Source organism: Burkholderia sp. Z1 (assembly GCF_014893795.1).
GTDB classification, from domain to species: Bacteria; Pseudomonadota; Gammaproteobacteria; order Burkholderiales; family Burkholderiaceae; genus Burkholderia; species Burkholderia theae.
Genome location: NZ_JACFYL010000001.1, coordinates 3,113,957 through 3,138,126, shown reverse-complemented (window position 1 = coordinate 3,138,126; position 24,170 = coordinate 3,113,957). Strand labels below are relative to the sequence as shown.

General features: G+C 67.9%; 22 protein-coding genes. 11 read left to right on the top strand and 11 right to left on the bottom strand.

The window, feature by feature from the left end:
- The first annotated feature begins 134 nt into the window (after positions 1-134).
- From H3H55_RS14580 to H3H55_RS14570, 3 genes are read left to right on the top strand one after another with little or no spacing between them, the layout of a single operon-like run.
- Complete coding sequence (locus H3H55_RS14580; RefSeq protein WP_193099006.1) at positions 135-1,217, top strand: fatty acid desaturase family protein; 1,083 nt, start codon at positions 135-137, stop codon at positions 1,215-1,217.
- Positions 1,218-1,253: 36 nt separating this feature from the next.
- Positions 1,254-1,562 carry a non-heme iron oxygenase ferredoxin subunit gene (locus H3H55_RS14575; protein ID WP_193099005.1) on the top strand — a complete coding sequence of 103 codons (309 nt, stop codon included), beginning with the start codon at positions 1,254-1,256 and terminating at the stop codon, positions 1,560-1,562.
- A 4-nt stretch (positions 1,563-1,566) separates the two neighbouring features.
- Complete coding sequence (locus tag H3H55_RS14570) at positions 1,567-2,817, top strand: NAD(P)/FAD-dependent oxidoreductase (RefSeq protein WP_193099003.1); 1,251 nt, start codon at positions 1,567-1,569, stop codon at positions 2,815-2,817.
- A gap of 93 nt (positions 2,818-2,910) precedes the next feature.
- On the opposite strand, the gene H3H55_RS14565 is transcribed toward H3H55_RS14570, so the two are convergent.
- The 3 genes from H3H55_RS14565 to glpD all read right to left on the bottom strand — a co-directional run bounded on the left by H3H55_RS14565 (position 2,911) and on the right by glpD (position 6,840).
- Positions 2,911-3,627 (bottom strand): MIP/aquaporin family protein, encoded by a 717-nt coding sequence (locus tag H3H55_RS14565; RefSeq protein ID WP_048242695.1) that lies wholly within the window; start codon positions 3,625-3,627, stop codon positions 2,911-2,913.
- A gap of 81 nt (positions 3,628-3,708) precedes the next feature.
- A complete protein-coding gene (glpK, locus tag H3H55_RS14560; RefSeq protein WP_048242694.1) occupies positions 3,709-5,211 on the bottom strand; it encodes a glycerol kinase GlpK in 1,503 nt (500 codons plus the stop codon).
- A gap of 105 nt (positions 5,212-5,316) precedes the next feature.
- Positions 5,317-6,840: a glycerol-3-phosphate dehydrogenase gene (gene glpD, locus H3H55_RS14555; RefSeq protein WP_193099001.1), complete on the bottom strand. Its 1,524-nt coding sequence runs from the start codon at positions 6,838-6,840 to the stop codon at positions 5,317-5,319.
- Between the two features lie 162 nt (positions 6,841-7,002).
- On the opposite strand from glpD, the gene H3H55_RS14550 reads away from it, so the two are divergent.
- Entirely contained in the window at positions 7,003-7,371 is a 369-nt protein-coding gene (locus H3H55_RS14550; RefSeq protein ID WP_193098999.1) for a hypothetical protein, read from the top strand.
- 90 nt (positions 7,372-7,461) lie between these two features.
- Here H3H55_RS14550 and H3H55_RS14545 read toward each other — a convergent pair whose 3' ends face one another.
- Both H3H55_RS14545 and H3H55_RS14540 read right to left on the bottom strand, forming a co-directional pair.
- On the bottom strand, positions 7,462-7,659 hold the full coding sequence (locus tag H3H55_RS14545; protein ID WP_006477892.1) for a hypothetical protein: 198 nt from the start codon (positions 7,657-7,659) through the stop codon (positions 7,462-7,464).
- A 302-nt stretch (positions 7,660-7,961) separates the two neighbouring features.
- The gene (locus H3H55_RS14540; protein WP_006493999.1) at positions 7,962-8,741 is read right to left on the bottom strand and encodes a DeoR/GlpR family DNA-binding transcription regulator; all 780 of its coding nucleotides are present in this window, start codon (positions 8,739-8,741) and stop codon (positions 7,962-7,964) included.
- A gap of 213 nt (positions 8,742-8,954) precedes the next feature.
- On the opposite strand from H3H55_RS14540, the gene H3H55_RS14535 reads away from it, so the two are divergent.
- The 3 genes from H3H55_RS14535 to H3H55_RS14525 all read left to right on the top strand — a co-directional run bounded on the left by H3H55_RS14535 (position 8,955) and on the right by H3H55_RS14525 (position 12,313).
- Entirely contained in the window at positions 8,955-10,595 is a 1,641-nt protein-coding gene (locus H3H55_RS14535) for a gamma-glutamyltransferase family protein (RefSeq protein ID WP_193098998.1), read from the top strand.
- Positions 10,596-10,908: 313 nt separating this feature from the next.
- On the top strand, positions 10,909-11,736 hold the full coding sequence (locus H3H55_RS14530; RefSeq protein WP_048242802.1) for a ferritin-like domain-containing protein: 828 nt from the start codon (positions 10,909-10,911) through the stop codon (positions 11,734-11,736).
- 70 nt (positions 11,737-11,806) lie between these two features.
- Positions 11,807-12,313 carry a hypothetical protein gene (locus H3H55_RS14525; protein WP_193098996.1) on the top strand — a complete coding sequence of 169 codons (507 nt, stop codon included), beginning with the start codon at positions 11,807-11,809 and terminating at the stop codon, positions 12,311-12,313.
- On the opposite strand, the gene H3H55_RS14520 is transcribed toward H3H55_RS14525, so the two are convergent.
- From H3H55_RS14520 to H3H55_RS14510, 3 genes are all read right to left on the bottom strand, one after another.
- Positions 12,307-13,752, bottom strand: coding sequence for a DEAD/DEAH box helicase (locus H3H55_RS14520; protein WP_048242688.1), 1,446 nt, complete (start codon positions 13,750-13,752; stop codon positions 12,307-12,309). The genes H3H55_RS14525 and H3H55_RS14520 overlap by 7 nt on opposite strands.
- A 127-nt stretch (positions 13,753-13,879) precedes the next feature.
- The gene (locus H3H55_RS14515; protein ID WP_129512901.1) at positions 13,880-15,178 is read right to left on the bottom strand and encodes a c-type cytochrome; all 1,299 of its coding nucleotides are present in this window, start codon (positions 15,176-15,178) and stop codon (positions 13,880-13,882) included.
- Between the two features lie 19 nt (positions 15,179-15,197).
- Positions 15,198-15,962, bottom strand: a complete 765-nt coding sequence (locus H3H55_RS14510; protein ID WP_069747114.1) for a c-type cytochrome — start codon at positions 15,960-15,962, stop codon at positions 15,198-15,200.
- 377 nt (positions 15,963-16,339) lie between these two features.
- Between H3H55_RS14510 and H3H55_RS14505 the strand changes: the two genes are divergently transcribed.
- Positions 16,340-17,272, top strand: coding sequence for a CopD family protein (locus tag H3H55_RS14505; RefSeq protein ID WP_129512900.1), 933 nt, complete (start codon positions 16,340-16,342; stop codon positions 17,270-17,272).
- 156 nt (positions 17,273-17,428) lie between these two features.
- Here the strand turns inward: H3H55_RS14505 and dgoD are convergent, their stop codons facing one another.
- Complete coding sequence (dgoD, locus tag H3H55_RS14500) at positions 17,429-18,577, bottom strand: galactonate dehydratase (RefSeq protein WP_006483258.1); 1,149 nt, start codon at positions 18,575-18,577, stop codon at positions 17,429-17,431.
- Positions 18,578-18,732: 155 nt separating this feature from the next.
- Between dgoD and H3H55_RS14495 the strand changes: the two genes are divergently transcribed.
- Entirely contained in the window at positions 18,733-19,416 is a 684-nt protein-coding gene (locus tag H3H55_RS14495) for a FadR/GntR family transcriptional regulator (RefSeq protein ID WP_193099500.1), read from the top strand.
- A gap of 27 nt (positions 19,417-19,443) precedes the next feature.
- Here the strand turns inward: H3H55_RS14495 and H3H55_RS14490 are convergent, their stop codons facing one another.
- The gene (locus H3H55_RS14490; protein WP_193098994.1) at positions 19,444-19,689 is read right to left on the bottom strand and encodes a DUF1272 domain-containing protein; all 246 of its coding nucleotides are present in this window, start codon (positions 19,687-19,689) and stop codon (positions 19,444-19,446) included.
- 147 nt (positions 19,690-19,836) lie between these two features.
- Between H3H55_RS14490 and H3H55_RS14485 the strand changes: the two genes are divergently transcribed.
- The gene (locus H3H55_RS14485) at positions 19,837-20,184 is read left to right on the top strand and encodes a GFA family protein (RefSeq protein ID WP_048242801.1); all 348 of its coding nucleotides are present in this window, start codon (positions 19,837-19,839) and stop codon (positions 20,182-20,184) included.
- Positions 20,185-20,218: 34 nt separating this feature from the next.
- Here H3H55_RS14485 and H3H55_RS14480 read toward each other — a convergent pair whose 3' ends face one another.
- Positions 20,219-23,326 carry a transglycosylase domain-containing protein gene (locus H3H55_RS14480; RefSeq protein WP_193098992.1) on the bottom strand — a complete coding sequence of 1,036 codons (3,108 nt, stop codon included), beginning with the start codon at positions 23,324-23,326 and terminating at the stop codon, positions 20,219-20,221.
- Between the two features lie 421 nt (positions 23,327-23,747).
- Here H3H55_RS14480 and H3H55_RS14475 point away from each other — a divergent pair, with 421 nt between their 5' ends.
- Positions 23,748-24,140 (top strand): MAPEG family protein, encoded by a 393-nt coding sequence (locus H3H55_RS14475; protein WP_193098990.1) that lies wholly within the window; start codon positions 23,748-23,750, stop codon positions 24,138-24,140.
- Positions 24,141-24,170: the final 30 nt, after the last annotated feature.

Sequence of the window (24,170 nt, the reverse complement as noted above, 5' to 3'; positions counted from 1 at the left end):
TGCCGGGAACGCTAAAACGATGGCGAAATTTCGTCAACGTTTCGATTGAGCGGGGGCGGCGGGACGCCTAATTTCGGAGATATGCCGAAGCCGCTTGCCGCGCTTCCCACGCACAACGAACCCAGGAGACACGAGTGGCCCATCCGGACGACCAGGCGCACGATCGCAGGGCGGCGCGCCGTCAGGAATACCGACTGATCGGCGGCGCCGGCGAGCGCGCGCACGCGGCGGGGCTCGTCAACGCCGCGTGGTACCGATGCGCGGTGCCGCGGCCGCTGATGAAGCAGCTGATGCAGCGCGGCGACGCGCGCGCGATCCGCGACACGCTGATCTGGTACGCGGCGATCGCGGCCAGCGGCGTGCTCGCGTGGTTCGCTTGGCACGCGCATTCGGCGTGGGCGATTCCCGCATTCTTCGTGTACGGCACGCTCTACTGCAGCCCGGCCGACTCGCGCTGGCACGAATGCGGGCACGGCACCGCGTTCCGCACGCGCTGGATGAACGACGCGCTGTACCAGGTCGCGTCGTTCCAGGTGTTTCGCGGCGCGACGGCATGGCGCTGGAGCCATGCGCGCCATCACACCGATACGCTGGTCGTCGGGCGCGATCCGGAAATCGCCGCGCCGAAGCCGACCGACTGGCTCTCGCTCGTGCTGAACGTCGTCGCGCTGAAGCATGTGGCCGGCGAGCTGCGCAAGATGATCGTTGTCGCGTTCACCGGTCACCTCGACGACGAGGCGCGCACCTACGTGCCCGAATCAGAATGGCCGAAGGTCGCGCGCGAGGCGCGCATCCATCTCGCGGTCTACGCGCTCGTGGTGGGTGCCTCGCTGTACTGGCGCACGATCCTGCCGCTGCTCTACATCGGGCTGCCGAGCCTCTACGGCGCGTGGCTGTACCTGTATTTCGGCCTCACGCAGCACGCGGGCATGCCCGAGAACGTGCTCGATCACCGGCGCAACTGCCGGACCGTGATGATGAATCCGGTGTTCCGCTTCCTGTACTGGAACATGAACTATCACGTCGAGCACCACATGTTCCCGATGGTGCCGTTCCACGCGCTGCCGAAGCTGCACGAGGCCGTGAAGGCCGACATGCCGCCGCCGTACCGCAGCACGCTCGCCGCGTATGCGGAGATCGTGCCGGCGCTCGTCCGGCAGACGCGCGATCCGTCCCATCACGTCGTGCGGCCGGTGCCGGACACGGCGCGCGCGTGACGGACATCGAACCACCCGACAAAGGAGACACGCATCATGACGCAATGGATCGACGCCGGCGCGCTCGACGACATCGACGATGAAGACGTCGCACGCTTCGACCACGCAGGCCGCACGTACGCGATCTACCGGATCGACGGTCACGTCTATGCGAGCGACGGCCTGTGCACGCACGAGCACGTGCATCTCGCCGACGGGCTCGTGATCGATCACGTGATCGAATGCCCGAAGCACAACGGACGCTTCGACGTGCGCGACGGCCGGCCGCTGTCCGCGCCCGCGTGCGAGAAGCTGCGCACGTATCGCGCAAAGGTGGAAGGCGGCCGCATCCTGATCGAGGTGTGACGCGATGACGACCGACCGTGTGATGGCGATCGTCGGCGCGGGCCATGCGGGCGGCCGCGCGGCGCAAGTGCTGCGTGAGTCCGGCTGGCGTGGACGCATCGTGCTGATCGGCGCGGAAGCGCACTTGCCGTACGAGCGGCCGCCGTTGTCGAAGGGCGTGCTGACGGGCGAGCGCAGCGCGGCGCAGTGCCGGTTGCGCGATCCGGCCGCCTGGGCGGCCGACGGCGTCGAGCCGGTCGTCGCGACGGTCGAGCGCATCGATCCGCATGCACGCGAAGTGCGCGTGTCCGGGGGGCGGGTGTTCGGCTACGACGCGCTGCTGCTCGCGACCGGCGGCCGCGCGCGCCGTCTCGCGATTCCGGGCGCGGCGTTAGACGGCGTGTTCGCGCTGCGCACGCTCGACGACGCGGCGGCGCTCGGCCCGCGGCTCGTACCCGGCGCACGGATCGTGCTGATCGGCGGCGGTTTCATCGGTCTCGAAGTCGCGGCGTCGGCGCGACTGCGCGGCTGCCGCGTGACGGTGCTCGACGCGGCACCGCGCCTGCTCGGGCGCGCGGTGCCGGAACCGATCGCGGCGCGCGTGCAGGAACTGCACGAACGGCAGGGCGTGGCGATCCGCGTGAACCGGAAACCCGTTGCGATCGAGCGCGCGGCAGGCGGCGCGCTGACCGTCGTGCTCGACGACGGCGACACGTTGATCGCCGATACGATCGTGGCCGGCGTTGGTATCGAACCGGCCGACGAGCTGGCGCGCGAAGCAGGCCTCGCGGTCGATCGCGGCATCGTCGTGAACGCGCGGCTCGAGACATCGGCGCGCGGCATTCATGCGGCCGGCGACGTCGCGGTGTTTCCGAGCGCGTTGTCGGGGCGGCTCGTCCGGCAGGAGACATGGCATGGCGCCGAGACGCAGGCGCGCGTCGCCGCGCGCAATATGCTCGGTGCCGACGAGCCGTATCGCGAGACGCCATGGTTCTGGTCGGATCAGTACGACGCGCAGTTGCAGGTGGCCGGGGAGCCGGCACTCGGCGAACGGTCGGTCGCGCGCGTGCTCGGCGACGACGCGGAAATCCATTTCCATTTCGACGGCAATGCGCGGCTGGTCGCGGCAAGCGGTTTCGGCCGCGCGTCGGGATTCGTCAAGGAGATGCGCGTGGCGAGAATGCTGGTCGAGCGGAGGATCGACGTGACGCCGGCGGCGGTCGCGGATGCGGGCGTGAAGCTGAAATCGCTGGTGTCGGCCGAAGGCGAGCAGTAGCCGGAGGCGGTGCCGGCGAAGCGGCGGCGATGCGGGAGAGGGGAGATGAAAAACGCGCGGCGATGAACGCCGCGCGTTTCGGTGAAACAGCGATCAGACCGTCGCGTGCAGGTGCAGATACAGCCCGGCCGCCGCGGCGCCGCCCAGCAGCGGGCCGACGACGGGCACCCATGCGTAGCGCCAGTCGCTGTCGCGCTTGCCGGGAATCGGCAGCAGCGCGTGCATGATGCGCGGCGACAGGTCGCGTGCGGGGCTCATCGCATAACCGGTCGGGCCGCCGAGCGAGATGCCGATGCCGAGCACGAGCAGGCCGACGGGCAGCGCGTCGAGTGCGCCGAGGCCGACTTGCGGCGATGCGAGGTACAGCACGCCGAGGATCAGCACGAACGTGCAGATCGCTTCGGTCAGCACGTTGTGCGTGACGCTGCGGATCGCGGGCGCGGTGCAGAACACCGCGAGCTTCAGGTCGGCATCGGCTTCCTTCGCGAAGTGCTGGCGATAGGCGAGCCACACGAGCAGTGCGCCCGCCATCCCGCCGAGCATCTGCGCGAGGATGTAGCCGCCGACCTTCGACCACGCGAACTTGCCCGCGAGCGCGAGACTGATCGTCACGATCGGGTTCAGGTGCGCGCCGCTGAACGACGCGGTCACGTAGACGGCGACGAAGACGGCCATCGCCCAGCCCATCACGATCACGATCAGGTCCGCGCCTTTGCCCTTGGTCTTTGCAAGCAGCACGTTTGCGACCGCGCCGTTGCCGAGCAGCACGAGGATCGCTGTGCCGATGAATTCTGCAATATAAGGTGACATGGTTGTCTCTCGAATGTCACGGCGGACTCGCGCGCTGCGCGGTCCGCCGGTGTTGTTGTATTTCGTATGGAGCGCTGACGGTTACTGCGTGTCGTCGGCCCACGCCTTCGCCGCGCGCACCGCACGCTGCCAGCCGGACATGCAGCGTTCGACCTGCTCCTTCGGCATCGACGGCGAGAAGCGGCGGTCGAGCTGCCACTGGTCGCGCACTTCGTCGAGGTTCTTCCAGTAGCCGATCGCGAGACCCGCGAGATACGCCGCGCCGAGCGCGGTCGTCTCGGTGATCTGCGGACGCACCGCGTCGACGCCGAGCAGGTCGGCCTGGAACTGCATCAGCAGGTTGTTCGCGCTCGCGCCGCCATCGACACGCAGCTCGCCGATGCTGATGCCCGAGTCGGCTTCCATCGCGGCCAGCACGTCGAGCGACTGGTACGCGATCGCATCGAGCGCCGCGCGTGCGAGGTGCGCGGACGTCGTGCCGCGCGTGACGCCGAACACCGAGCCGCGCGCCCGCGCGTTCCAGTGCGGTGCGCCGAGGCCGGCGAACGCGGGTACGAGATAGACGCCGTCGGTGTGCGGCACGCTCGCGGCGAGCGCTTCGATTTCCGCGGCGCTCTTGATGATGCCCATGCCGTCGCGCAGCCACTGCACGACCGCGCCCGCGATGAAGATGCTGCCTTCGAGCGCGTACTGCACGTCGTCGCCGACCTGCCAGGCGATCGTCGTGACGAGGTTGTTCTTCGACTCGATCGGCTTGTTGCCGGTGTTCATCATCAGGAAGCAGCCGGTGCCGTAGGTGTTCTTCACCATGCCCGACGTCGTGCACATCTGGCCGAAGAGGGCGGCCTGCTGGTCGCCGGCGATGCCCGCGAGCGGGATCTTCGACGCGAATACGGTCGTCTTCGTGTAGCCGTAGATTTCCGACGACGCCTTCACCTCCGGCAGCATGCTGCGCGGGATGTCGAGCAGCTCGAGCAGCTCGTTGTCCCACTCGCGCGTATGGATGTTGAACAGCATCGTGCGCGATGCGTTCGTCACGTCGGTCACGTGCAGTTCGTGCTTCGTGAAGTTCCACACGAGCCAGCTGTCGACGGTGCCGAACGCGAGCTTGCCCTGGCGCGCCTTGTCGCGCGCGCCAGGCACGTTGTCGAGGATCCAGCGGATCTTCGTCGCCGAGAAGTACGAGTCGATCGGCAGGCCGGTCTTCGCGCGCACCTTCGCTTCGAGACCCTGCTGCTTCAGCGAGTCGCAGAAGTCGGCCGTGCGGCGATCCTGCCAGACGATCGCGTTGTAGACGGGCTGGCCCGTCTCGCGATCCCAGACGATCGTCGTTTCGCGCTGGTTGGTGATGCCGATCGCCGCGATCGACGTGCCGTTCAGGCCCGTGCGCGTGACGGCTTCAGCGGCGACGCCGGCTTGCGTCGACCAGATTTCCTGAGGGTCGTGCTCGACCCAGCCGGGTTGCGGGTAGATCTGTTCGAATTCCTTCTGGGCGATCGATACGATATTGCCCTGGCGATCGAACAGCATCGCGCGGGAACTCGTGGTGCCCTGGTCAAGCGCGAGGATGTACTGGTCCTGCATGTCTCTCATCTCCATCCGTGGATTGGCTTAGTTGTGATGCGCGCCGCATGTGTAGCGGCGCGTCGGTGAGTCAACGTCGGTAAGACAACTGCAACTGCATTCGGGTCACGCGTGCGGCGCGTGCGCGGCGGCGAACCATGCATCGACCGCGGCCGTCACGGCATCGAGCGAGCCCGGCGTGACGTGCAGGCCGAGCTTCGAGCGGCGCCACAGCACGTCCTGCGCGCAGGTCGCCCATTCGGCGTCGCGCAGGTAGCGCAGTTCGGCGTCGTGGATGCCTGGCGCGATCTCGGCGCCGAGATCGGCGAGCGACTTCGCGCCGTCGACCACGCGCTCCGCGCGCGTGCCGTAGGCGCGCGCATAACGGCGGGCGAGCGCGGCGGGCAGCCACGGATGACGTTTGGCGAACGCGTCGGCGAACGCGTCGAACTTCGCGTTCGCGATGTCGCCGCCCGGCAGTGCGACGCCGGCCGTCCAGGTTTTCGCGTCGCGGCCGAGCGCGCGGCACAGCATGTCGCCGGCTTCTTCCGCGAGCTTGCGGAAGGTCGTGATCTTGCCGCCGAACACCGACAGGAGCGGCGCGCCCGCGCCGTCGTCCAGCTCGAGGCGGTAGTCGCGCGTGACGGCCGATGCGTTCGTCGCGTTCTCGTCTTCCAGCAGCGGGCGCACGCCCGAATAGGTCCAGTGCACGTCGGCCGGCGCGATCTTGCGCTTGAAGTAGCGGTTGATCGAATCGCACAGGTACTGCGTTTCGTCGCGGTCGATCGCGACCTTCGCGGGATCGTTCGTGTATTCGACGTCGGTCGTGCCGATCAGCGTGAAGTCTTGCTCGTACGGAATCGCGAAGATGATCCGCTTGTCCGGGTTCTGGAAGATGTACGCGTGGTCGTGATCGAACAGGCGGCGCGTGATGATGTGGCTGCCCTTCACGAGCCGTACGCTATGATGCGCGCCGCGGCCGAGCGCGCCGTGCAGCACTTCGCCGACCCACGGGCCGGCCGCGTTCGCGATCGCGCGCGCATGCACGACGCGGATCGAACCGTCGGCGTGCTGCAGCCGCGCTTCCCATTCGTCGCCGCGGCGTTCGGCGGACACGAGCTTGGTGCGCGTCAGGATCTCGGCGCCGCGCTCCTTCGCGTCCATGGCGTTCAGCACGACGAGGCGCGCGTCGTCGACCCAGCCGTCCGAATACACGAAGCCGCGCTTGATCGAGTCGATCAGCGGCGCGCCGGCCGCATGGCGGCGCATGTCGATGCCGCGCGAGCCAGGCAGCAGTTCGCGTTTCGCGAGGTGATCGTAGAGGAACAGGCCGATGCGGATCAGCCAGGCTGGCCGCAGGTTCGGCATGTGCGGCATCACGAAGCGCAGCGGCCACATGATGTGCGGTGCCGCGCGCAGCAGCGTCTCGCGCTCCTGCAGCGCCTTGCGCACGAGCCCGAATTCGTTGTACTCGAGATAGCGCAGGCCACCGTGAATCAGCTTCGTGCTGGACGACGACGTGTGCGACGCGAGATCGTCCTGCTCGCAGAGCATGACCGACAGGCCGCGGCCGGCCGCATCGCGCGCGATACCCGCGCCATTGATGCCGCCGCCGACCACGAGCAGATCGAAGCGATTCGGTTGGGTCACCTGCTGTCCTTATCGTCTGAGGGAAATGGGCGAACACGAAATGTTCGAATTCGAAATTTAACGAACGGAATCGAAAAAGTAAAGTTCGAAGAAGCGGGGCCAGTAGCGCGCGACACGATCCCGGACGATACTGGCGGGATCGACCGTTTCACGAGGTGAATCATGCGTATTGGGATGTGGGCCGGCGCGTGCGCCGTCCTTCTGGCCGGGTGCAGCGCCGGCACGCCGCCGCTGGCCGGCAACTGGCGGGCGCCGTCGTTCGCCGATCTGCAGACGTCGTGCGGCGGTACGGCGCGCGACTGGGGCGCGGATGCGCAGCCGGTCTATTCGACGCTGTACGACGCGTACGTGGCGAAACGGTATCGCGGGCTGACCGAAGCGAACTATTGCGCGTTCGTAAACGAACTTTCGACGCACTATGTGGCGCCCGACGCGGCGGCGCGCGCCGGCTGGATCGCGTATTTCAACGGTGCGCGCGCGCAGGCCATCAGCTGGCGGGCGGCGGTCGATCCGACGCTGCGCGGCGGCTGAAGCAGGCCGCGGCGAACTTGGCGGGGGAGGCGGGAGCGACAGCGCGGCCGGGAATCCGGCCGGCGCGGTCAGGTCAGGAACAGCGTGGTTTTACGAATAGCGGTACTTGATGGATCGCAACGCGGCGTCGCCGGTCTCGGTCACGCAGTATTTGCGCCCCGAGCCGAGCCCTTCCAGGCGGACGAGCTGCTGTTCGAGCAGGATGTCCAGTTCATCCCGATCCATGTCGCGCTGGTCGGGCGCGTCCTTCACAAGCAATAGCGTGGCGAATTCATGCGGACTCAGCATCGTTCTCTCCATGGCATCCGGTCTGCCCGCGCGGCCGGCGCAAACGCCGGTGCACGATACCCCGGGGGGTATGGCTTGGGGGGAAAGCTGTATTCGCCGACCCTGAGATTCGCACACGCCTTGGCACGGGCGGATCGGGCGAAGGGGCCGGGGAACTGGAGTCTAGTCGAGCGCGCAGGCAACGACAAATCGTGCCCCGTTAATTTTCCGTTTGACAGCCGGGCCGCTTGCAAGCGGTCCGCTTGCGCCGCCAACTTCTTGATTTCACTTGAAGTTTCGGGTGCGGTGCAACATCGCCACCGTCATTCCGCGACGTACACCTGGGTGCCGGCGGCGGCCACCGTGTCGGCCATTTCGGGCGGCAGCGGCTTGTCGGTGAACAGCGCGTGCACCTGGCTCAGGTGGCCCTGGCGCACCAGCGCGGGACGGCCGACCTTCGAGTGGTCGGTCACGAGGTAGACCGTGCGCGCGTGCTGCATGATGGCCTCGGCGACGCGCACCTCGCGCGTGTCGAAATCGCGCAGCGTGCCGTCGGCCTCGATCGCGGAGGTGCCGATGATCGCGTAGTCGACCTTGAACTGGCGGATGAAGTCGATCGCGAGCTCGCCGACGATGCCCTTGTCCCACGGCCGCACGATGCCGCCGGTGATCAGCACCTCGCAGTCGGGGTAGCCGCTCATCATCGACGCGACGTTCAGGTTGTTCGTGATCACGTGCAGCCCGTGGTGGCGGTTCAGCGCGCGCGCGACTTCCTCGGTCGTCGTGCCGAGGTTGATGAACAGCGATGCCTGATCGGGGATATGCGACGCAGCGAGCGCCGCGATGCGCCGCTTCTCGTCGTGGAACATCCGCTGGCGCGCCGTGTACGACACGTTCTCCGAGCTGGTCGGCAGGCTCGCGCCGCCGTGGTAGCGACGCAGCAGGTTCAGGTCGGCGAGCCAGTTCACGTCGCGGCGGATCGTCTGCGGCGTCACCGCGAAGTGCGCGGCGAGATCGTCGACGGTCACGAAGCCGTCGCGCTGCACCCATTCGAGCAATTCCTGCTGACGCGCGTTGAGGGTGAGGCGGGGATCTCGGGTCATGGCTCGATGGTCGTGTCGTGAGACGGAGCGGCTATTGTAAGGGCGGTAACGGCGTTCGGCCGGCTTGCCGCGCGTGGCCACAGGGTATTCATGCAGAAAATGCATTGATTCATGTGACAAATGAATTTGTACGATTGCGCTGATCGCGCTGCAATGGCGGATTGCCCGCGCTCGCGGGCGCGCACTCATTCAGCTTTCGACGAGGTGGAACCGATGACTGGCTTCAACTGGCACAACCCGTATCCGACGACCCGCATTCCGGTGTTCGCGCGCAACGTCGTGTCGACGTCGCACCCGCTCGCCGCGCAGGCCGGGCTGCGGATGCTGTGGAAGGGCGGCAACGCGGTCGATGCGGCGCTGGCCGCCGCCGCCGCGATCACGGTCGTCGAGCCCGTGTCGTGCGGGCTCGGCGGTGACGCGTTCGCGCTCGTGTGGGACGGCGAGCGGCTGTCCGGGCTGAACGCGTCGGGCGTCGCGCCGTCCGCGTGGAACGTCGACTATTTCCGCAAGCGCCACGGCGAGGATGTGCACGGCTTCGCGAACAAGCCGATGCGCGGCTGGGATACCGTCACGGTACCGGGCGTGATCGCGGGCTGGGAAGCACTGCACGCGAAGTTCGGTTCGCTGCCGTTCGCGGACCTGCTCGAGCCGGCGATCGAGATCGCGGAGCGCGGTTATGCGGTGCCGCCGATCGTCGCGCACAAGTGGGCGGCTGCCGTGCCCGCGCTGCAGGGGCTGGCCGGTTTCGCGGAGACCTTCATGCCGCGCGGCCGTGCGCCGCTTGTCGGCGAACGCGTGTGCCTGCCCGGCCATGCGCAGACGCTGCGCACGCTCGCGAAGGACGGCGCGCGCGCGTTCTACGAGGGCGCGCTGGCCGAGCGCATCGCCGCGTTTTCCCGTGAAGGCGGCGGCGCGCTGACCGAAGCCGACCTGCGTGCGTACCGGCCGGAATGGGTCGAGCCGATCGGCAAGCGCTTCGGCCGCCACACGATTCACGAGATTCCGCCGAACGGGCAGGGCATCGCCGCGCTGATCGCGCTCGGCATCGCCGAGCATGCGGGCCTGACCGAATGGCCGGTCGATTCGGTCGACTCGCAGCATCTGCAGATCGAGGCGATGAAGCTCGCGTTCGCGGACGTCTATCGTTATGTCGCCGATCCGCGCGCGATGGAAGTCACGCCCGAGCAGATGCTCGACGACGCGTACCTTGCCGAACGCGCGAAGCTGATCGATCCCGCGCGCGCGACGCACTTCGGTGCCGGCCGGCCGCATTCGGGCGGCACGATCTACCTGTCGGCGGCCGACGAGCGCGGGATGATGGTGAGCTTCATCCAGTCGAACTACATGGGCTTCGGTTCGGGGCTCGTCGTGCCCGGCACCGGCATTGCGCTGCAGAACCGCGGGCACGGTTTCTCGATGGATCCGGCCTCGCCGAACGTCGTCGCGGGCGGCAAGCGGCCGTTCCACACGATCATCCCGGCGTTCGTCACCGAGGAGGTCGACGGCCGCACCGAGGCCGTGATGAGCTTCGGCGTGATGGGCGGCGACATGCAGCCGCAGGGCCACCTGCAGACCGTCGTGCGGATGCTGGGCTACGGGCAGCAGCCGCAGGCCGCGTGCGATGCGCCGCGCTGGAAGGTCAACCGCGACTTCACGCTCGACGTCGAATCGACGATGAACCGCGCGACGGTCGACGGGCTGGCCGCACGCGGCCACACGATCAAGTCGATCGACGACCCTTACATGGATTTCGGTTCGGGGCAGTTCATCTGGCGTCTCGACCGCGACGATCGCGAGCGCGGCTACGTGGCCGCGAGCGACAGCCGGCGCGACGGTCTGGCGGCCGGTTTCTGACGGTTCGCTTCCATTTCGATGCTCGACGGGCGGCCGCATGGCCGCCCGTTTCGTTGGGTGCGGCCCGTGCCGTCGAGCGGGCGCGACGGGTTCGAAGGACTCGTCTAACGAACGGCAACAGACGTCGCGGAACTGCGCTTGTCCGGTATGGTCAGTGCTCTGGAGCACGAACATCAAAGTCCGGCTAAGATGCCAGGATGGTTCGGCCGGACCAAGTCACTATAAACGCAAGTAAAACGCCGCCTGCTGGACGGTTGGCGCCTGTGCCGAAGGCATGGGCCGGCCCCTGCACGACGACTGGGAGCGCACCACCATGCACACCGAAACGACACATGTGATGCCGTGGCGAATCGAGGACATCGACCTGAACCGGATCGATCGTCAGCGTGCCGCCGCGAACGAAGATCTGCTGCTGCTGCTGTGCGCATCGTCGTTCATCGAAAGCGGCTCGGATCTCTACACGAGCAATCTGAGCGAATTCTTCAACGACGATCCTGAAGTATCGGCGTGGCTCAACAATGCATGGGAGCACGAAGAATTGCAGCATGGCCGCGCGCTGAAGGCGTACATCGCGCACGTGTGGCCCGAGTTCGACTGGGATACCGCGTTCGCGAATTTCTTCGCCGAGTATTCGAAGACCTGCAAGGTCGAGGCATTCGAGAAGACCCGCGCGCTCGAGATGGTCGCGCGCTGCGTCGTCGAGACGGGCACGGCCACGCTCTATCGCGCGATCAACGAATGCTCCGACGAGCCCGTGTTGAAGGAAATCACCGACAATATCCGCACGGACGAAGTGCGTCACTACAAGCACTTCTTCAAGTTCTTCAAGAAGTACAACAAGCTCGAAGGCAATGGCCGGCTTGCGGTGCTCGGCGCGCTGATGCGCCGCGTGATGGAAATCAAGAACGAGGATTCGGAGATCGCGTTGCGCCACGTGTTTGCGGTCCGCTATCCGGATCGCGTCGGCGACAGCCAGTACAACCGCGAGCGCGCCGCGCGCATCAGTACGCTCGTGCGGCGCAACCTGTCGGCCGACATGTGCGTGAAGATGCTGCTCAAGCCGCTCGACCTGCCCGCGAAGATCCAGCCGGGCGTCCACTATCCGCTCACGAAGATCACGCGGCACGTATTCCTGCGCTGATCGCCGCGGCGCGGCCTGTCGGGCGTATGCTGGCGCATCGACATCCGATCCGCACCAGGGCCACGCCACTATGACCGATACCCATCGCCACGCGCTCGAACAATGGACGTTCGACGCGTGGCCGCCGGCCGTCGTCTCGCTGTTCGACGGCACCGCGCTCGAGCGTCATGCCGACATCGCTGCATCCTTGATCGTCGCGACCGACGACGGCCAGTTGCGCACGACGCTGCTCGGCGTCGGCGAGATCTATGCGCACGATGCGCGCACGCTGCTGATCGCGCTATGGCCGCAATCGCGTGCGGCGCGCGCGCTCGCACAACGGCGCGCGGCCGCGTTGACGCTGGTCGCGGACGGTGCGTTCTTTCAGGCGCAATTGAGGCTCGAGCCGCTCGAAGGCGACTTCGGCGGACTGGCCGGATTCGCTGCGACGATCGCGCACGGCGATGCGCAGCGGGTCGGTTATGCGCGTCTCGCGACAGGCGTCACGTTCACGCTGGAAGGGGAGCGCGCCGCGGTGCTCGCACGCTGGCAACGCCAGGTCGAGCACCTGCGGCGCGCGGCCGCGCGGCTTCAGTGACCGCGCTGGCCGCTGCGCGACGAACGATTGCGGTTCGGGTGCGCGGCGTTGCCGCTTGCCGGGCGCGCGCTGTTGCCGCCGCCCGACGGGCGTCCGCCGGTACCGCCGGCGCCGCCTTGCGTGCGCGGCTTCGCGGCCTTCGGCTGCGCCGCTTTCGGTTGCGCGCTGCCTTCGCGTTTCGCGGCCGGCTGGCCTGAGCCGCCTGCGCGCGGCTGGCGATTGCCGCCGCCACCACCGCCACCGCCGCGCGGCTGCTGCTGCCCGCGGCGCTGCTGGATCGGCTCCGGCTTCACGTTCGGATCGGGTTCGAAGCCCGCGATCACTTCCTGCGGAATCTCGCGCTTGATCAGCCGCTCGATGTCGCGCAGCAACTGCTTCTCGTCGACGCACACGAGCGACACGGCTTCGCCGGTCGCGCCCGCGCGGCCCGTGCGGCCGATCCGGTGCACGTAATCCTCGGGCACGTTCGGCAGGTCGAAGTTGACGACGTGCGGCAACTGGTCGATGTCGATCCCGCGTGCGGCGATATCGGTCGCGACGAGCACCTGCAGCGTGCTGTTCTTGAACTCGGCCAGCGCGCGCGTGCGTGCCGACTGGCTCTTGTTGCCGTGGATCGCCATCGCGCTGATGCCGTCCTTCGTCAGCTGCTCGGCGAGACGGTTCGCGCCGTGCTTCGTACGCGTGAACACGAGCACCTGGAACCAGTTGTGTTCGCGGATCAGGTGCGTGAGCAGCTCGCGCTTGCGGTCGCGGTCGACCGGGTGAATCTTCTGCGCGACGCTTTCGGCGGTCGTGTTGCGACGCGCGACTTCGATCAGCGCGGGCGAGTCGAGCAGGCTGTCGGCGAGCGCCTTGATCTCGTCCGAGAAGGTGGCCGAGAACAGCAGGTTCTGGCGCTGCGGCGGCAGCTTCGCGAGCACGCGCTTGATGTCGTGGATGAAGCCCATGTCGAGCATCCGGTCGGCTTCGTCGAGCACGAGGATGTCGAGATCCGACAGGTCGATCGTCTTTTGCTGCATGTGATCGAGCAGACGCCCCGGCGTCGCGACGACGATGTCGACGCCGCGCTTGAGCGCATCGATCTGCGGATTGATGCTGACGCCGCCGAACATCACGGTCGAACGCAGCTTCAGGTACTTGCTGTATGCGCGCACGCTTTCCTCGACCTGGGCGGCGAGTTCGCGCGTCGGCGTGAGGATCAGGGCGCGCACCGCGCGCTTCGCGCCGCGATGCTCGGCGTAGTACGTGTGCAGGCGCTGCAGGATCGGCAGCGTGAAGCCGGCGGTCTTGCCGGTGCCCGTTTGCGCGCCGGCGAGCAGGTCGCCGCCGCCGAGCACGGCGGGGATCGCCTGCTGCTGGATCGGAGTCGGCGACGTGTAGCCGAGCTCGTTGACCGCCTTGACAAGCGGTTCGGCCAGGCCGAGAGATTCGAAAGACATAGATACCACTCTTGAGTTTTATGATCGGCGACACCTCGCGCGGCCCGCGCGGGGACTGGCGTCGCAAAAAGCAAAGGGGCGCGGCTGCGGTTTCCCGCAGCCGCGCCCCGTTTGCGTCACGCGTTATTTAGTCAAGCGGCGCGGAACGCAGGTCACTCACCTGTTGTGGCGAGATCGGCGTACCGTTGTTGCCCCACGACATCCGGATGTACGTTACCACTGCTGCGACTTCCTGGTTCGACAGCGACTGCGCGAACGGCGGCATGCCGTACGGACGCGGGTTCTTGAACGTGCTCGGCGGATAGCCACCATTCAGCACCATGCGGATCGGGTTGACCGCCGATTCCATCATGATCGAGTGGTTGCCCGCGAGCGGCGGGTAGGCCGGCGGCTTGCCCGAGCCCGTTTCGGCGTGGCAGGTCGCGCAGTTGTCCGCGTAAATCTTCTTGCCCTGGTCGAACAGCGCGTTGCCGAACTGCTTCGACGGCTCGTACTGCATGTTCTTCGGCGCTTCAGCCTTCTGCGGGATCGACTTCAGGTACGTCGACATCGCGCGCGTATCTTCGTCGGTCATGTACTGCAGGCTGTTGTGGACCACGTCCGCCATCGGGCCGAACACCGCGCCCTTGTGCGAAACGCCGGCTTGCAGCAGGTCGGACAGCTCCTGCACGTGCCAGTCGCCGAGGCCGAGTTCCTTGTCGTTCGTCAGCGACGGCGCATACCAGTTCTGCAGCGGGATCAGGCCGCCGGCAAACGCCGACGAGCTCACCGGGCCGCCCATCATGTTGATCGACGTGTGGCACATCGAGCAGTGGCCGAGGCCTTCGACGAGGTAGGCACCGCGGTTCCACTCGACCGACTTCGTCGGATCCGGCTTGTACTCGCCTTCCTTGAAGAACAGCGTGCGCCAGCCGATCAGCAGGTTGCGGTTGTTGAACGGGAACTTCAGTTCGTGCGGACGGCTCGGCACCGACACCGGCGCGACCGAGCGCAGGTACGCGTAGATCGCATCCGAATCCGAGCGCGTGACCTTCGTGTAGCTCGCGAACGGGAAGCCCGGGTAGAGCAGGCTGCCGTCCTTCGAGCGACCCGTGTGCATCGCGCGGTAGAAGTCGTCCGACGTCCACTTGCCGATGCCGGCCTGGTCGTCCGGCGTGATGTTCGGCGTGTACATCGTGCCGAACGGCGTCGCCATCGGCAGGCCGCCCGCGAACGACTTGCCGCCGCGCACGGTGTGGCACGCGATACAGTCGCCGACGCGCGCGAGGTATTCGCCCTTCTTGATCAGCGCGGCCTGGTCGGCCGGCGTCGCGGCGACGGCGGATGCGCCGTGCAGCGTGTCGTTGCCCGGCCACAGGACCGGCACGAGGGCGGCGGCCGCGACGATCGCGACGGCCGAGAGTGCAAACAGGGACTTGCGTTTCATTGTGTCTGTCTCCCTTGCCTTATTGCGGTTCGCTGCCGCAGGCGAGCGGAGTCTTCATCGAACGCGCCGGGGCCGGCACGGGGTTGGCGGGCGCCGGTTGCGCGGCGAGCCACGCGGTCACGGCCGTCACGTCTTCGTCGGAAAGTTTCGATGCGATGTCGTGCATGCAGTCGGGTGCCTTGGCGTGGCGGTTGCCCGAGCGCCATGCGCCGAGCTGCGCGCTCAGGTAATCGGCGTGCAGGCCGACGAGGCCGGGGATCGCCGGCTGCATGCCGGTCAGCCCTGCGCCGTGGCAGGCCACGCAGGCCGGCAGCTTGCGGGACGGATCGCCCTGCGTGACGAGCTGCTTGCCGCGTGCGAGCGTCGCGGCCGGCAGCGTCGGCTTCGCCGGCGTCGGGTACGGCGGACGCTCGGCCGAGAAGTGCTCGGCGATTTCGCGCAGGTAGTCGTCGTTCAGGTACGTCAGCAGGTAGTTCATCGGCGGGTACTTGCGCCGACCGTCACGGAAGTTGACGAGCTGGTTGTACAGGTACTCGGCCGGCTTGCCGGCAAGACGCGGGAAGTAGTCGTTGTCCGTGCCCTGGCCGTGAACGCCATGGCATGCAGTACAGCCGCGCACACGCTCGGCCATGGTATCGGGTGCCTTGAGCGGCGCCTGCTGGGCGTGCGCTTGCTCCGTGGGCTTGGTCTGCGCTTGGGCAGCGCTCATAAGGCCCGCTCCGCCGATCAACAGAACGGCGAGCAGCGGACGGAAGAGGCGTCTTGAAGACACACGAGACTCCATGTTTATTCGTCGGGGACCTGTCCGGGCTACGATCGGCTCGGCGCGTGGACGGCAGGACAGCCGGGCTGCTGCGACGCGGCATTCTATCATCGATGGGTAATGACGGCTATTTGGCAAAACGACATCGGTTCCTGTCTGTTCGCGACTTGCGACAATTTGACGCGTATCGCGCCGTGTTTGTGTGAACCGGCGTGCGCTTTCACCATCGAAGACCGTACACTCGCGGGTCGCGCGGCGCCGCCTCCGCCGCAGGTCCAGTCATTTCTCCCGTTTCCGGATTCATCAATGACGTTTTTTACCGTGCCGTTGCCTCCTTCGCACTGTCTCTCCCGTTGCCGTCGCACTGCCGGCCTGCCGTCTGCGGGAGGGTGCGCGCGATGAAGTTCGACAGCTTGTGGATCGGGCAGGTCGCACTCGCGGCGCTGATGGACGCCGCGTTCGCGATGGCGGTCGGCTCGGCGCTGCTCAAGGCGTGGCTCGGCAAGGACGGCGCGCGGCCGATCGTCGCGCCTTCGCATCCCGCGTGGCTGCGCGCGCAACATTCGCTGGTCGCGGCGGCGCTGGCGCTCGTGCTCGCGGACCTCGGCTGGCTGGTCTACGAGGCCGCGACGATGAGCGGCGCGGGGCTCGGCGGCGCGTTCGCCGCGATTCCGACCGTGCTGATGCAGACGCACACGGGTTTCGCGTGGAGCGTCGCGTTCGCGGGCGCCGTGGTGCTCGCGATCGTCGCGCTGGCGAAGCCGGACAGCCCGGCCGCGCACGCGGTGCTGTGGCTCGCGGTGATCGTGGTCGCGGCCGGCAAGGCATCGCTCGGCCATGCGGCCGATACGGGCGCGCTGTCCGCGGCGGTCGGCGTGCAGACGCTGCACCTGCTCGCGACGGCGGTATGGGGCGGCCTCGTGCTCGCGGGCGGGCTCGCGGTGCTGCCGGCGCTCGGTTCGTCGGTCGCGCGCGGTGCGCTGATCCGCATCGGCCAGCATCTTTCGCGTACGTCGATCATCGCGGTCGTATTCGTGCTCGGCACGGGCGCGCTCAATGCGATCCGCGGGCTCGGCGGTTCGCTCGCGCCGCTCGACGGCAGCACCTGGGGGCGCGTGTTGCTGCTGAAGCTGCTGCTCGTCGCGCTCGCGCTCGTGCTCGGCGGCCTGAACCGCTTCTCGGCGCTGCCGCGCCTGCGCCGCACCGCATCGACCGAGGACGCGCACACGTTCCGCAACATCCTGCATCTCGAAGGGCTGACGATGATCGGCGTGTTCGTCGCGGCCGCCGTGCTGTCGTTCAGCGTACCGGGGTTCGCGGCGCTCGGCTGACGACGGGTTCCACGCGGCGCGCGGCGGCGCCGCCGGGGCACGCCCGGCACGTGGCGCCCGTCGCGTCGCGCATGTAAAAACGGCCGCCTGTCGGGCGGCCGTACTCGAATCGATGCGTACCGCGCGGGCCGCAGCCGCGCGCGATGCGCATCGCGCTCACCACTCGGCGACGCTGCCGTCCGCGTGGCGCCACACCGGGTTGCGCCAGCGGTGGCCCGTCTTCGCCATCTCGCGCACCTTCTCCTCGTTGACGTCGATGCCGAGCCCCGGGCCCTGCGGGATCGCGACGAAGCCATCCTCGTAGCGGAACACCTCGGGGTTGCGCAGGTAGTCGAGCAGGTCGTTGCCCTGGTTGTAGTGGATGCCGAGGCTCTGCTCCTGGATGAACGCGTTGTAGCTGACCGCGTCGAGCTGCAGGCACGCGGCGAGCGCGATCGGGCCGAGCGGGCAGTGCAGCGCGAGCGCGACGTCGTAACTCTCCGCGAGCGTCGCGATCTTGCGGCACTCGGTGATGCCGCCGGCGTGCGACGCGTCGGGCTGGATGATGTCCACGTAGCCGCCCGCGAGGATGTGCTTGAAGTCCCAGCGCGAATACAGCCGTTCGCCGAGAGCGATCGGCGTGTTGGTCTGGTTGACGATGTCGCGCAGCGCCTCGGCGTTCTCCGACAGCACCGGCTCCTCGATGAACATCAGCTTGTACGGATCGAGCTCCTTCGCGAGCACCTTTGCCATCGGCTTGTGCACGCGGCCGTGGAAGTCGACGCCGATGCCGACGTGCGGGCCGACCGCGTCACGCACGGCCGCGACGTTCGCGATCACCTGCTCGACCTTGTCGTAGGTGTCGACGATCTGCAGCTCCTCGGAGCCGTTCATCTTCACCGCCTTGAAGCCGCGCTCGACGACCGCGCGCGCATTGTTCGCGACGTCGCTCGGCCGGTCGCCGCCGATCCACGAATACACCTTGATGCGATCGCGCACCTGGCCGCCGAGCAGCGCGTGCACGGGCACGCCGTGATGCTTGCCCTTGATGTCCCACAGCGCCTGGTCGACGCCCGCGATCGCGCTCATCATGATCGGGCCGCCGCGGTAGAAGCCCGCGCGGTACATCACCTGCCAGTGATCCTCGATCAGCAGCGGATCGCGGCCGACGAGGTAGTCGGCCAGCTCCTGCACCGCGGCCTCGACCGTGTGCGCGCGACCTTCGACGACCGGCTCGCCCCAGCCGATGATGCCCTCGTCGGTTTCGATCTTGAGGAACAGCCAGCGCGGCGGGACGACGAAGGTTTCGAGGCGGGTGATTTTCATGACGCGAGTCTCCAGGGTTGACCGGCGCGGGCGCTCGGGCGCGGCGCACGGTCGCGTGCTTTGGCGGTTATCCTAGCGTAGGTCGATAAAAAATAGTATTAATAGCATTATTGTGCAGATAGTGGGCAGCCGGCCCGCGGGCCCAACGGAGAACGATCATTCAACGCGACCTGCATGGACAGACGGCCTTCCGGCTGGCGACGGCGATCCTGCGCGGCGACTATCCGCCCGAATCGCTGCTGCCGCGAGAGCCCGACCTGATGGCGCTGTACGGCGTGAGCCGCACGGTGATGCGCGAGGCGCTGCGCACGCTGACGTCGAAGGGGCTGGTCGAATCGCGGCCGAAGGTCGGCACGCGCGTGCGGCCGCGCCGCGCGTGGAACCTGCTCGACGCCGACCTGCTCGACTGGTACGCGCGCGTCGCGCCGCCGCTCGCGTTCGCGCTGAAGCTGCAGGAGATGCGCGAGATGATCGAGCCGTACGCGGCCGCGCTCGCCGCGCGCGCGCATACGCCGGAAGCATTCGACGCGATCGACGACGCGGCGCGCGCGATGGCCGCCGCGCGCAACGTCGACGAGTGGGTGCGCGCCGACCTGCGCTTTCACCTGAGCGTGCTCGAGGCCGGCGGCAACGAACTGCTGGTGCCGCTCGGCGCACTGATCGATCGCACCCTCGAAGCGCAACTGCTTCTGAATGCGCGCCGCGCGGACGTCTACAACGCGTCGCTTGCCGAGCACACGGCCGTCAGCGACGCGATTCGCGTGCGCGACGAGGACGGCGCGCGCCGCGCGATGGCGACGCTGCTCGCGGTGACGCGCGCGCGGATCGAGATGTCGTGACGGAGAGGGGCGGGCGGTGCGGCGCCGTCAGGCGCTCGCGCAGCCGCCCGGCTTGTGGATGCGCTCCGTCGACGCCGGGTACTTGGCAAGCAGGCTCGCCGACCGGCGCGGGCGCACGACCAGGTCGCCGCCGCAGTTCGGGCAGCGGCCCTTCAGCACGTTGTCGGTACAGCTTGCGCAGAACGTACATTCGAAGGTGCAGATGCGCGCATCCGCCGAATCGGGCGGCAGGTCCTTGTTGCAGCATTCGCAGCCGGGGCGCAGTTCGAGCATGAGTGTCTCCTCGTTTCGAAAAAATCCGGCGCCGGCGCTCGTTGCGCGCGGCGCGGGTGCGCGCTACTGTACCCGCATCGAATCGGCTTGGCCAATGGCGTCCGCCCGGGCGCCGTCGACGCGCGCGAGCCGCACCGGGAGACGACCATGCTTTATCGCGGAAGCTGTCATTGCGGAGACGTGAAGTTCGAGGCGGAAGGCGACCTGCAGGGCGTGATGGCGTGCAATTGCTCGATCTGCCAGCGCAAGGGCGCGCTGATGTGGTTCGTGCCGCGCGACCACATGAAGCTCCTCACGCCCGACGAGAATCTCGCGACCTACCTGTTCAACAAGCACGTGATCCGGCATCGTTTCTGCAAGCGCTGCGGGATCCATCCGTTCGGCGAAGGTGTCCATCCGAACGGCACCGCGATGGCGGCGATCAACGTGCGCTGCCTCGAGGATGTCGATATCGACGCGCTGCCCGTCACGCACTACGACGGCCGCTCGCACTGAGCGGCGCGTCACGGCATGAACCTGCGCGCCGGGCTCAGGACGGCCGCACCGCGGCGGCGCGCGGCGCGGGCATTTCCGCCTGCGGCGCGGGGCCCGCGGTGCGCGTGCCGGCATCGGCCGGGCGTTCGATCAGCGGCGCGAGTGCCGGCGCCATCGAGCGCAGCAACTGCACGGCCATCGCGCTCGTGAAGTCGTAACGCGCCGCATACGGTTCGTGCGCGGTCGCCGTCAGGACCCCGAAGAACCGGTCGCCGATCACGAACACGAACGTGCCGCTGCGGTTCACCTTGCGCGACTCGATCAGCCGCGCGCCGCGCGCGTAGACGTTGAAGCGCTGGTCGCCCGTCCCCGTCTTGCCGTACACCTCGAGCGTCTTGCCGTCGGGCAGCGTGAACCCGCCCGCGAGGCGGCGCGCGGTGCCGTTGAGCACGACGTCGCGCAGCAGCGTGTGCGTCACGTTGACGATCTCGGGCGACAGCATCGGCTGCGGCTGCGCGGTCGCGTGCACGAAGCGGGTTTCGTACGGCGTGTCCTTCGCGAAGTCGAGCCGCGTGATGGTTTCCGTCGGCGCTTTCTGGCCGCCGTTCGCGATCAGGCCGATCAGTTTCGCGAGCGCGTCGGGCTGGTCGCCCGATGCGCCGATCGCGGCCGCGTAGGACGGCGTGACTTCCGCGAACGGGTAACCGAGCGCGCGCCACGCCTTCGTGATCTCCGCGTACGCGCGCAACTCGACCATGCGGCGGATGCGCCGGTCCTGGGTCGCGTGGTAGCGCGTCTTGTACAGCCACGAGTACGTGTAGAAACGCGCATCGCGGCTGTCGCGCTGGACATCGCCGAGCGACGCGCCCGGGTGTGCGCGCAGGTAGTTGAGCGTCCACAGCGCGAGCGGGTGCACGCTCGCGATATAACCGCGATCGTTGAGGTTGAAGCGGTCGATCGCGTACTTCGCGTAGAGCGCGGCGAGGTCGTCGTCGGACAGCGTCGCGGCCGGCGTGCCCTTCAGTTGCGCGCGCATCTGCGCATTGAACCACGAAAGCGACTCGTTCGGCGCGACACTGCGCAGCACGGTCGCGATCTTCGGCGGCGACTTGCGCACGTCGTGCAGCATCAGCGCGAGCGCGTCGTCGGGCGCCTTGCCCGCATAGCGCGTGTAGTAGCGCTTCACGTAGACCTGGCTTTCGCCGTCGACGAACTGCTGCAGGTAATGCTGGCGCTGCTCGGGATCGTTGAGCCACGACGACGACGGGCCGGCCGCCTGCAGCGTCTCGTAGTGGACGATGTCGCGCATCAGCCGCACGAACACGAGGTTGACCGAATGCTCGAACGCCGCGTGCAGCGTCAGGATGCGACCGTTGTCCGACTTTTCGAAGTTCGAGAACACCTGCGCGCCGCCGCCCGTGTAGAACACGTCGGGGCTCGCCGAATACTTGCGTTCGACGGCCGCGTCGAGCATTGCCTGCAGCGAGCGGTCGCGCGTATGCGACAGGTAGTCGAGCGCCCAGTGCGACAGCCCGTCGATCGGGTCGGGCTTCACCCGGGCCAGCTCCGCGTTCGACAGGTTCGCATAACGCGCATGCAGGTCGGAGACGATCTGCAGGTACGTGATCAGCGTACGCAGTTTCGCGGTCGAACCGAGGTTGATGCGGCCGCCGCGATTCACGTCGAACGGCTCGTTCACGCTGTCGGTCTGCACGCGCAACATGTTCGCGCCGTTGCGCCGTTCGTACAGCGTGAAGCTGTACGTGAGGTGCGACGGGTCGTCCTTCGGCGCGAGCATCTCGAAACCGTACAGGCCGGCGGCCTGCGCGCCGTCGCGGGTCGACGCCAGCGCGAGCCGCTGGGCGACGGCCTGCTGCACGCCGTTGTCGAGCGTGCTCGTGGCCTGCAGGTCGAACTGGTCGAGCTGGTACAGGTCGCTGATGCCGAGCGCCGACAGCAGCGACGCGCGCGCGGACGTCACGGCCTTGCGCGACACGAACGACTGCACGTGCGCGGCGGCCGGCGGCGCGCTGCGTTCGATCTGCGCGGCGAGCGCGGCATCGCGCAGCGCGGGCGAGATCACGCCGCCGCTCGACAGCAGCCGCAGGTAGCTGTCGGTCAGCCGCTGCAGCGCCGGATAGCCGCTGTTGAGGAAGTACGACGGCGCGCGCTGCGCGATGATCAGCGACAGCACCTCGCGGAACGTCTTGCCCTGTTCGTCGACGTTGTCGCCGGTCGTCGGCGCCGACAGGATGCGGTTCACGTCGTTGAAGTCGCGCCCGTACCACGCGGTGAGACCGTCGCCGATGCCCGTGATCTCGCCGACGTGCGGCCGTGCGGCGAGCGGCACCGAATTCAGGTAGCGCACGACGATCGTGCGGCGCGCGAGCATCGTCTGCGGGCCGTTCAGGTACGCGCGCACCGATGCGGACGCAATCTGCCGCAGCTTTTCGGGCGGCGTCGCGGTGCGGCCTTCGGGCGAATGGCGGAACTTCTCGATCTGCGTCGCGAGCGTGCTGCCACCCGGGCGCGCCTGGTGACGGTTGACGACGTGCAGCGCCTGGTCGGCGACCGCGCGGCTGAAGCGTCCCCAGTCGATCGCCGGGTTGCGGTTCGGCTGGTTCGCGTCGAGCAGGTAGCGATCCTCGATGAACAGCAGGGAGTCAGCGACCACGCGCGGCACCATGTCGAAGTCGGCGTAGACGCGCTGCGGGAACACGGTCGCGAACAGCGGCGCGCCGGTCGAATCGAACAGCATCAGGCCCGCCTGGTCCTTCTCGTCGTAGGGGAGGAACAACCCGCGATCGCCGAGCGACAGCATCCGCTGCGAATCGCGCGCCTGCTTGCTGACGACGAAACCGCGCGCGAGCAACCGCTCCTGGAACGACGGAATCATCGCGTAGCCGAGGCGCTGGTCGTAAGGGCCGTTCGCGGGGAAGCGGATGTGATCGCTCGGGCCCGTCTCGACCGTGTAGCCGACGTCGCGGGTGAGTTCGGACAGGTAGTGCGCCTGCAGCCGGGACGTTTCGATCTCGGTCTGCACGAGTCGCGCAACGATCGCCGCCGCGATCACCAGCGCGGCGAGCAAAGACCACTTGACCCACGTCCAGACCGATGCGAGACCGGTCACGCGCGGCAGGATACGATTCAGCGGCCGATTCATGGCGGCGTCTCCCTGAAGGCGCGGGCTCCGGCCGCACCCCATTAAGGATTAGTGTAGTCCTCAACGGCGGGCTGCCAAGGGTGGTTCTCTACCGAGATGCGCCGACGCAACGCGCGTGCCTGTGACGCGCCGCAGCCGGCGTTGCAGTGCGGCGGCGCGCGCCGTCGCAGGCTAACGTTTGCGCGTTTCGCGCCGAAGGTTCCGCGCGACAAGGGTGTCGGCGCGCAGGCCCGGGCGGTCGGGCAGGCGGACAATGCACCGGTTTCGTGCGCTGCCGCACGGCGGCAATTCGGGACGGAACCTGTTCCGGAAATCGCGGTTAGCGCACGGCGACGCTACGGGTTTCCGCGATAGTCGCGCGCGCCGGCCGCGGGTAGCATCGCCGGATGTGCGGCGCATTTCCGCTTTCGCCGGGAGTCCCATGCCGATCCATCCCGTCGCGCTGGTTTGCACGGCCATCCTCGGGTTGCTGCTGTTCGGGCTCGGGCTCGTCGTGTCCGTCACGCGCTTTCGGCACACCACCGGATCCGGGTGCGCGTCCGATCCGACGAACGGGTTGCACAAGGTCGTGCGCGCGCACGGCAACACGGCCGAATACGCGCCGTTTCTCGCGGTGCTGTTTCTCTATTTCGGCGCGCACGATCCGTCGCGCGCGATCCTGTCGCTGATCGTCGCGGCGACCGCGTGCCGCTGCCTGCTCGTGATCGGATTGCTCGCGTGGCCGACGATGGCCGCGCCGAATCCCGTGCGTTTTATCGGTGCGCTCGGCACCTATCTGTGCGGCGCCGCGCTGTGCTTCGCGCTGTTCGTCTGATTCAGGTGCGATAGCCGGCCGGGTCCGGCG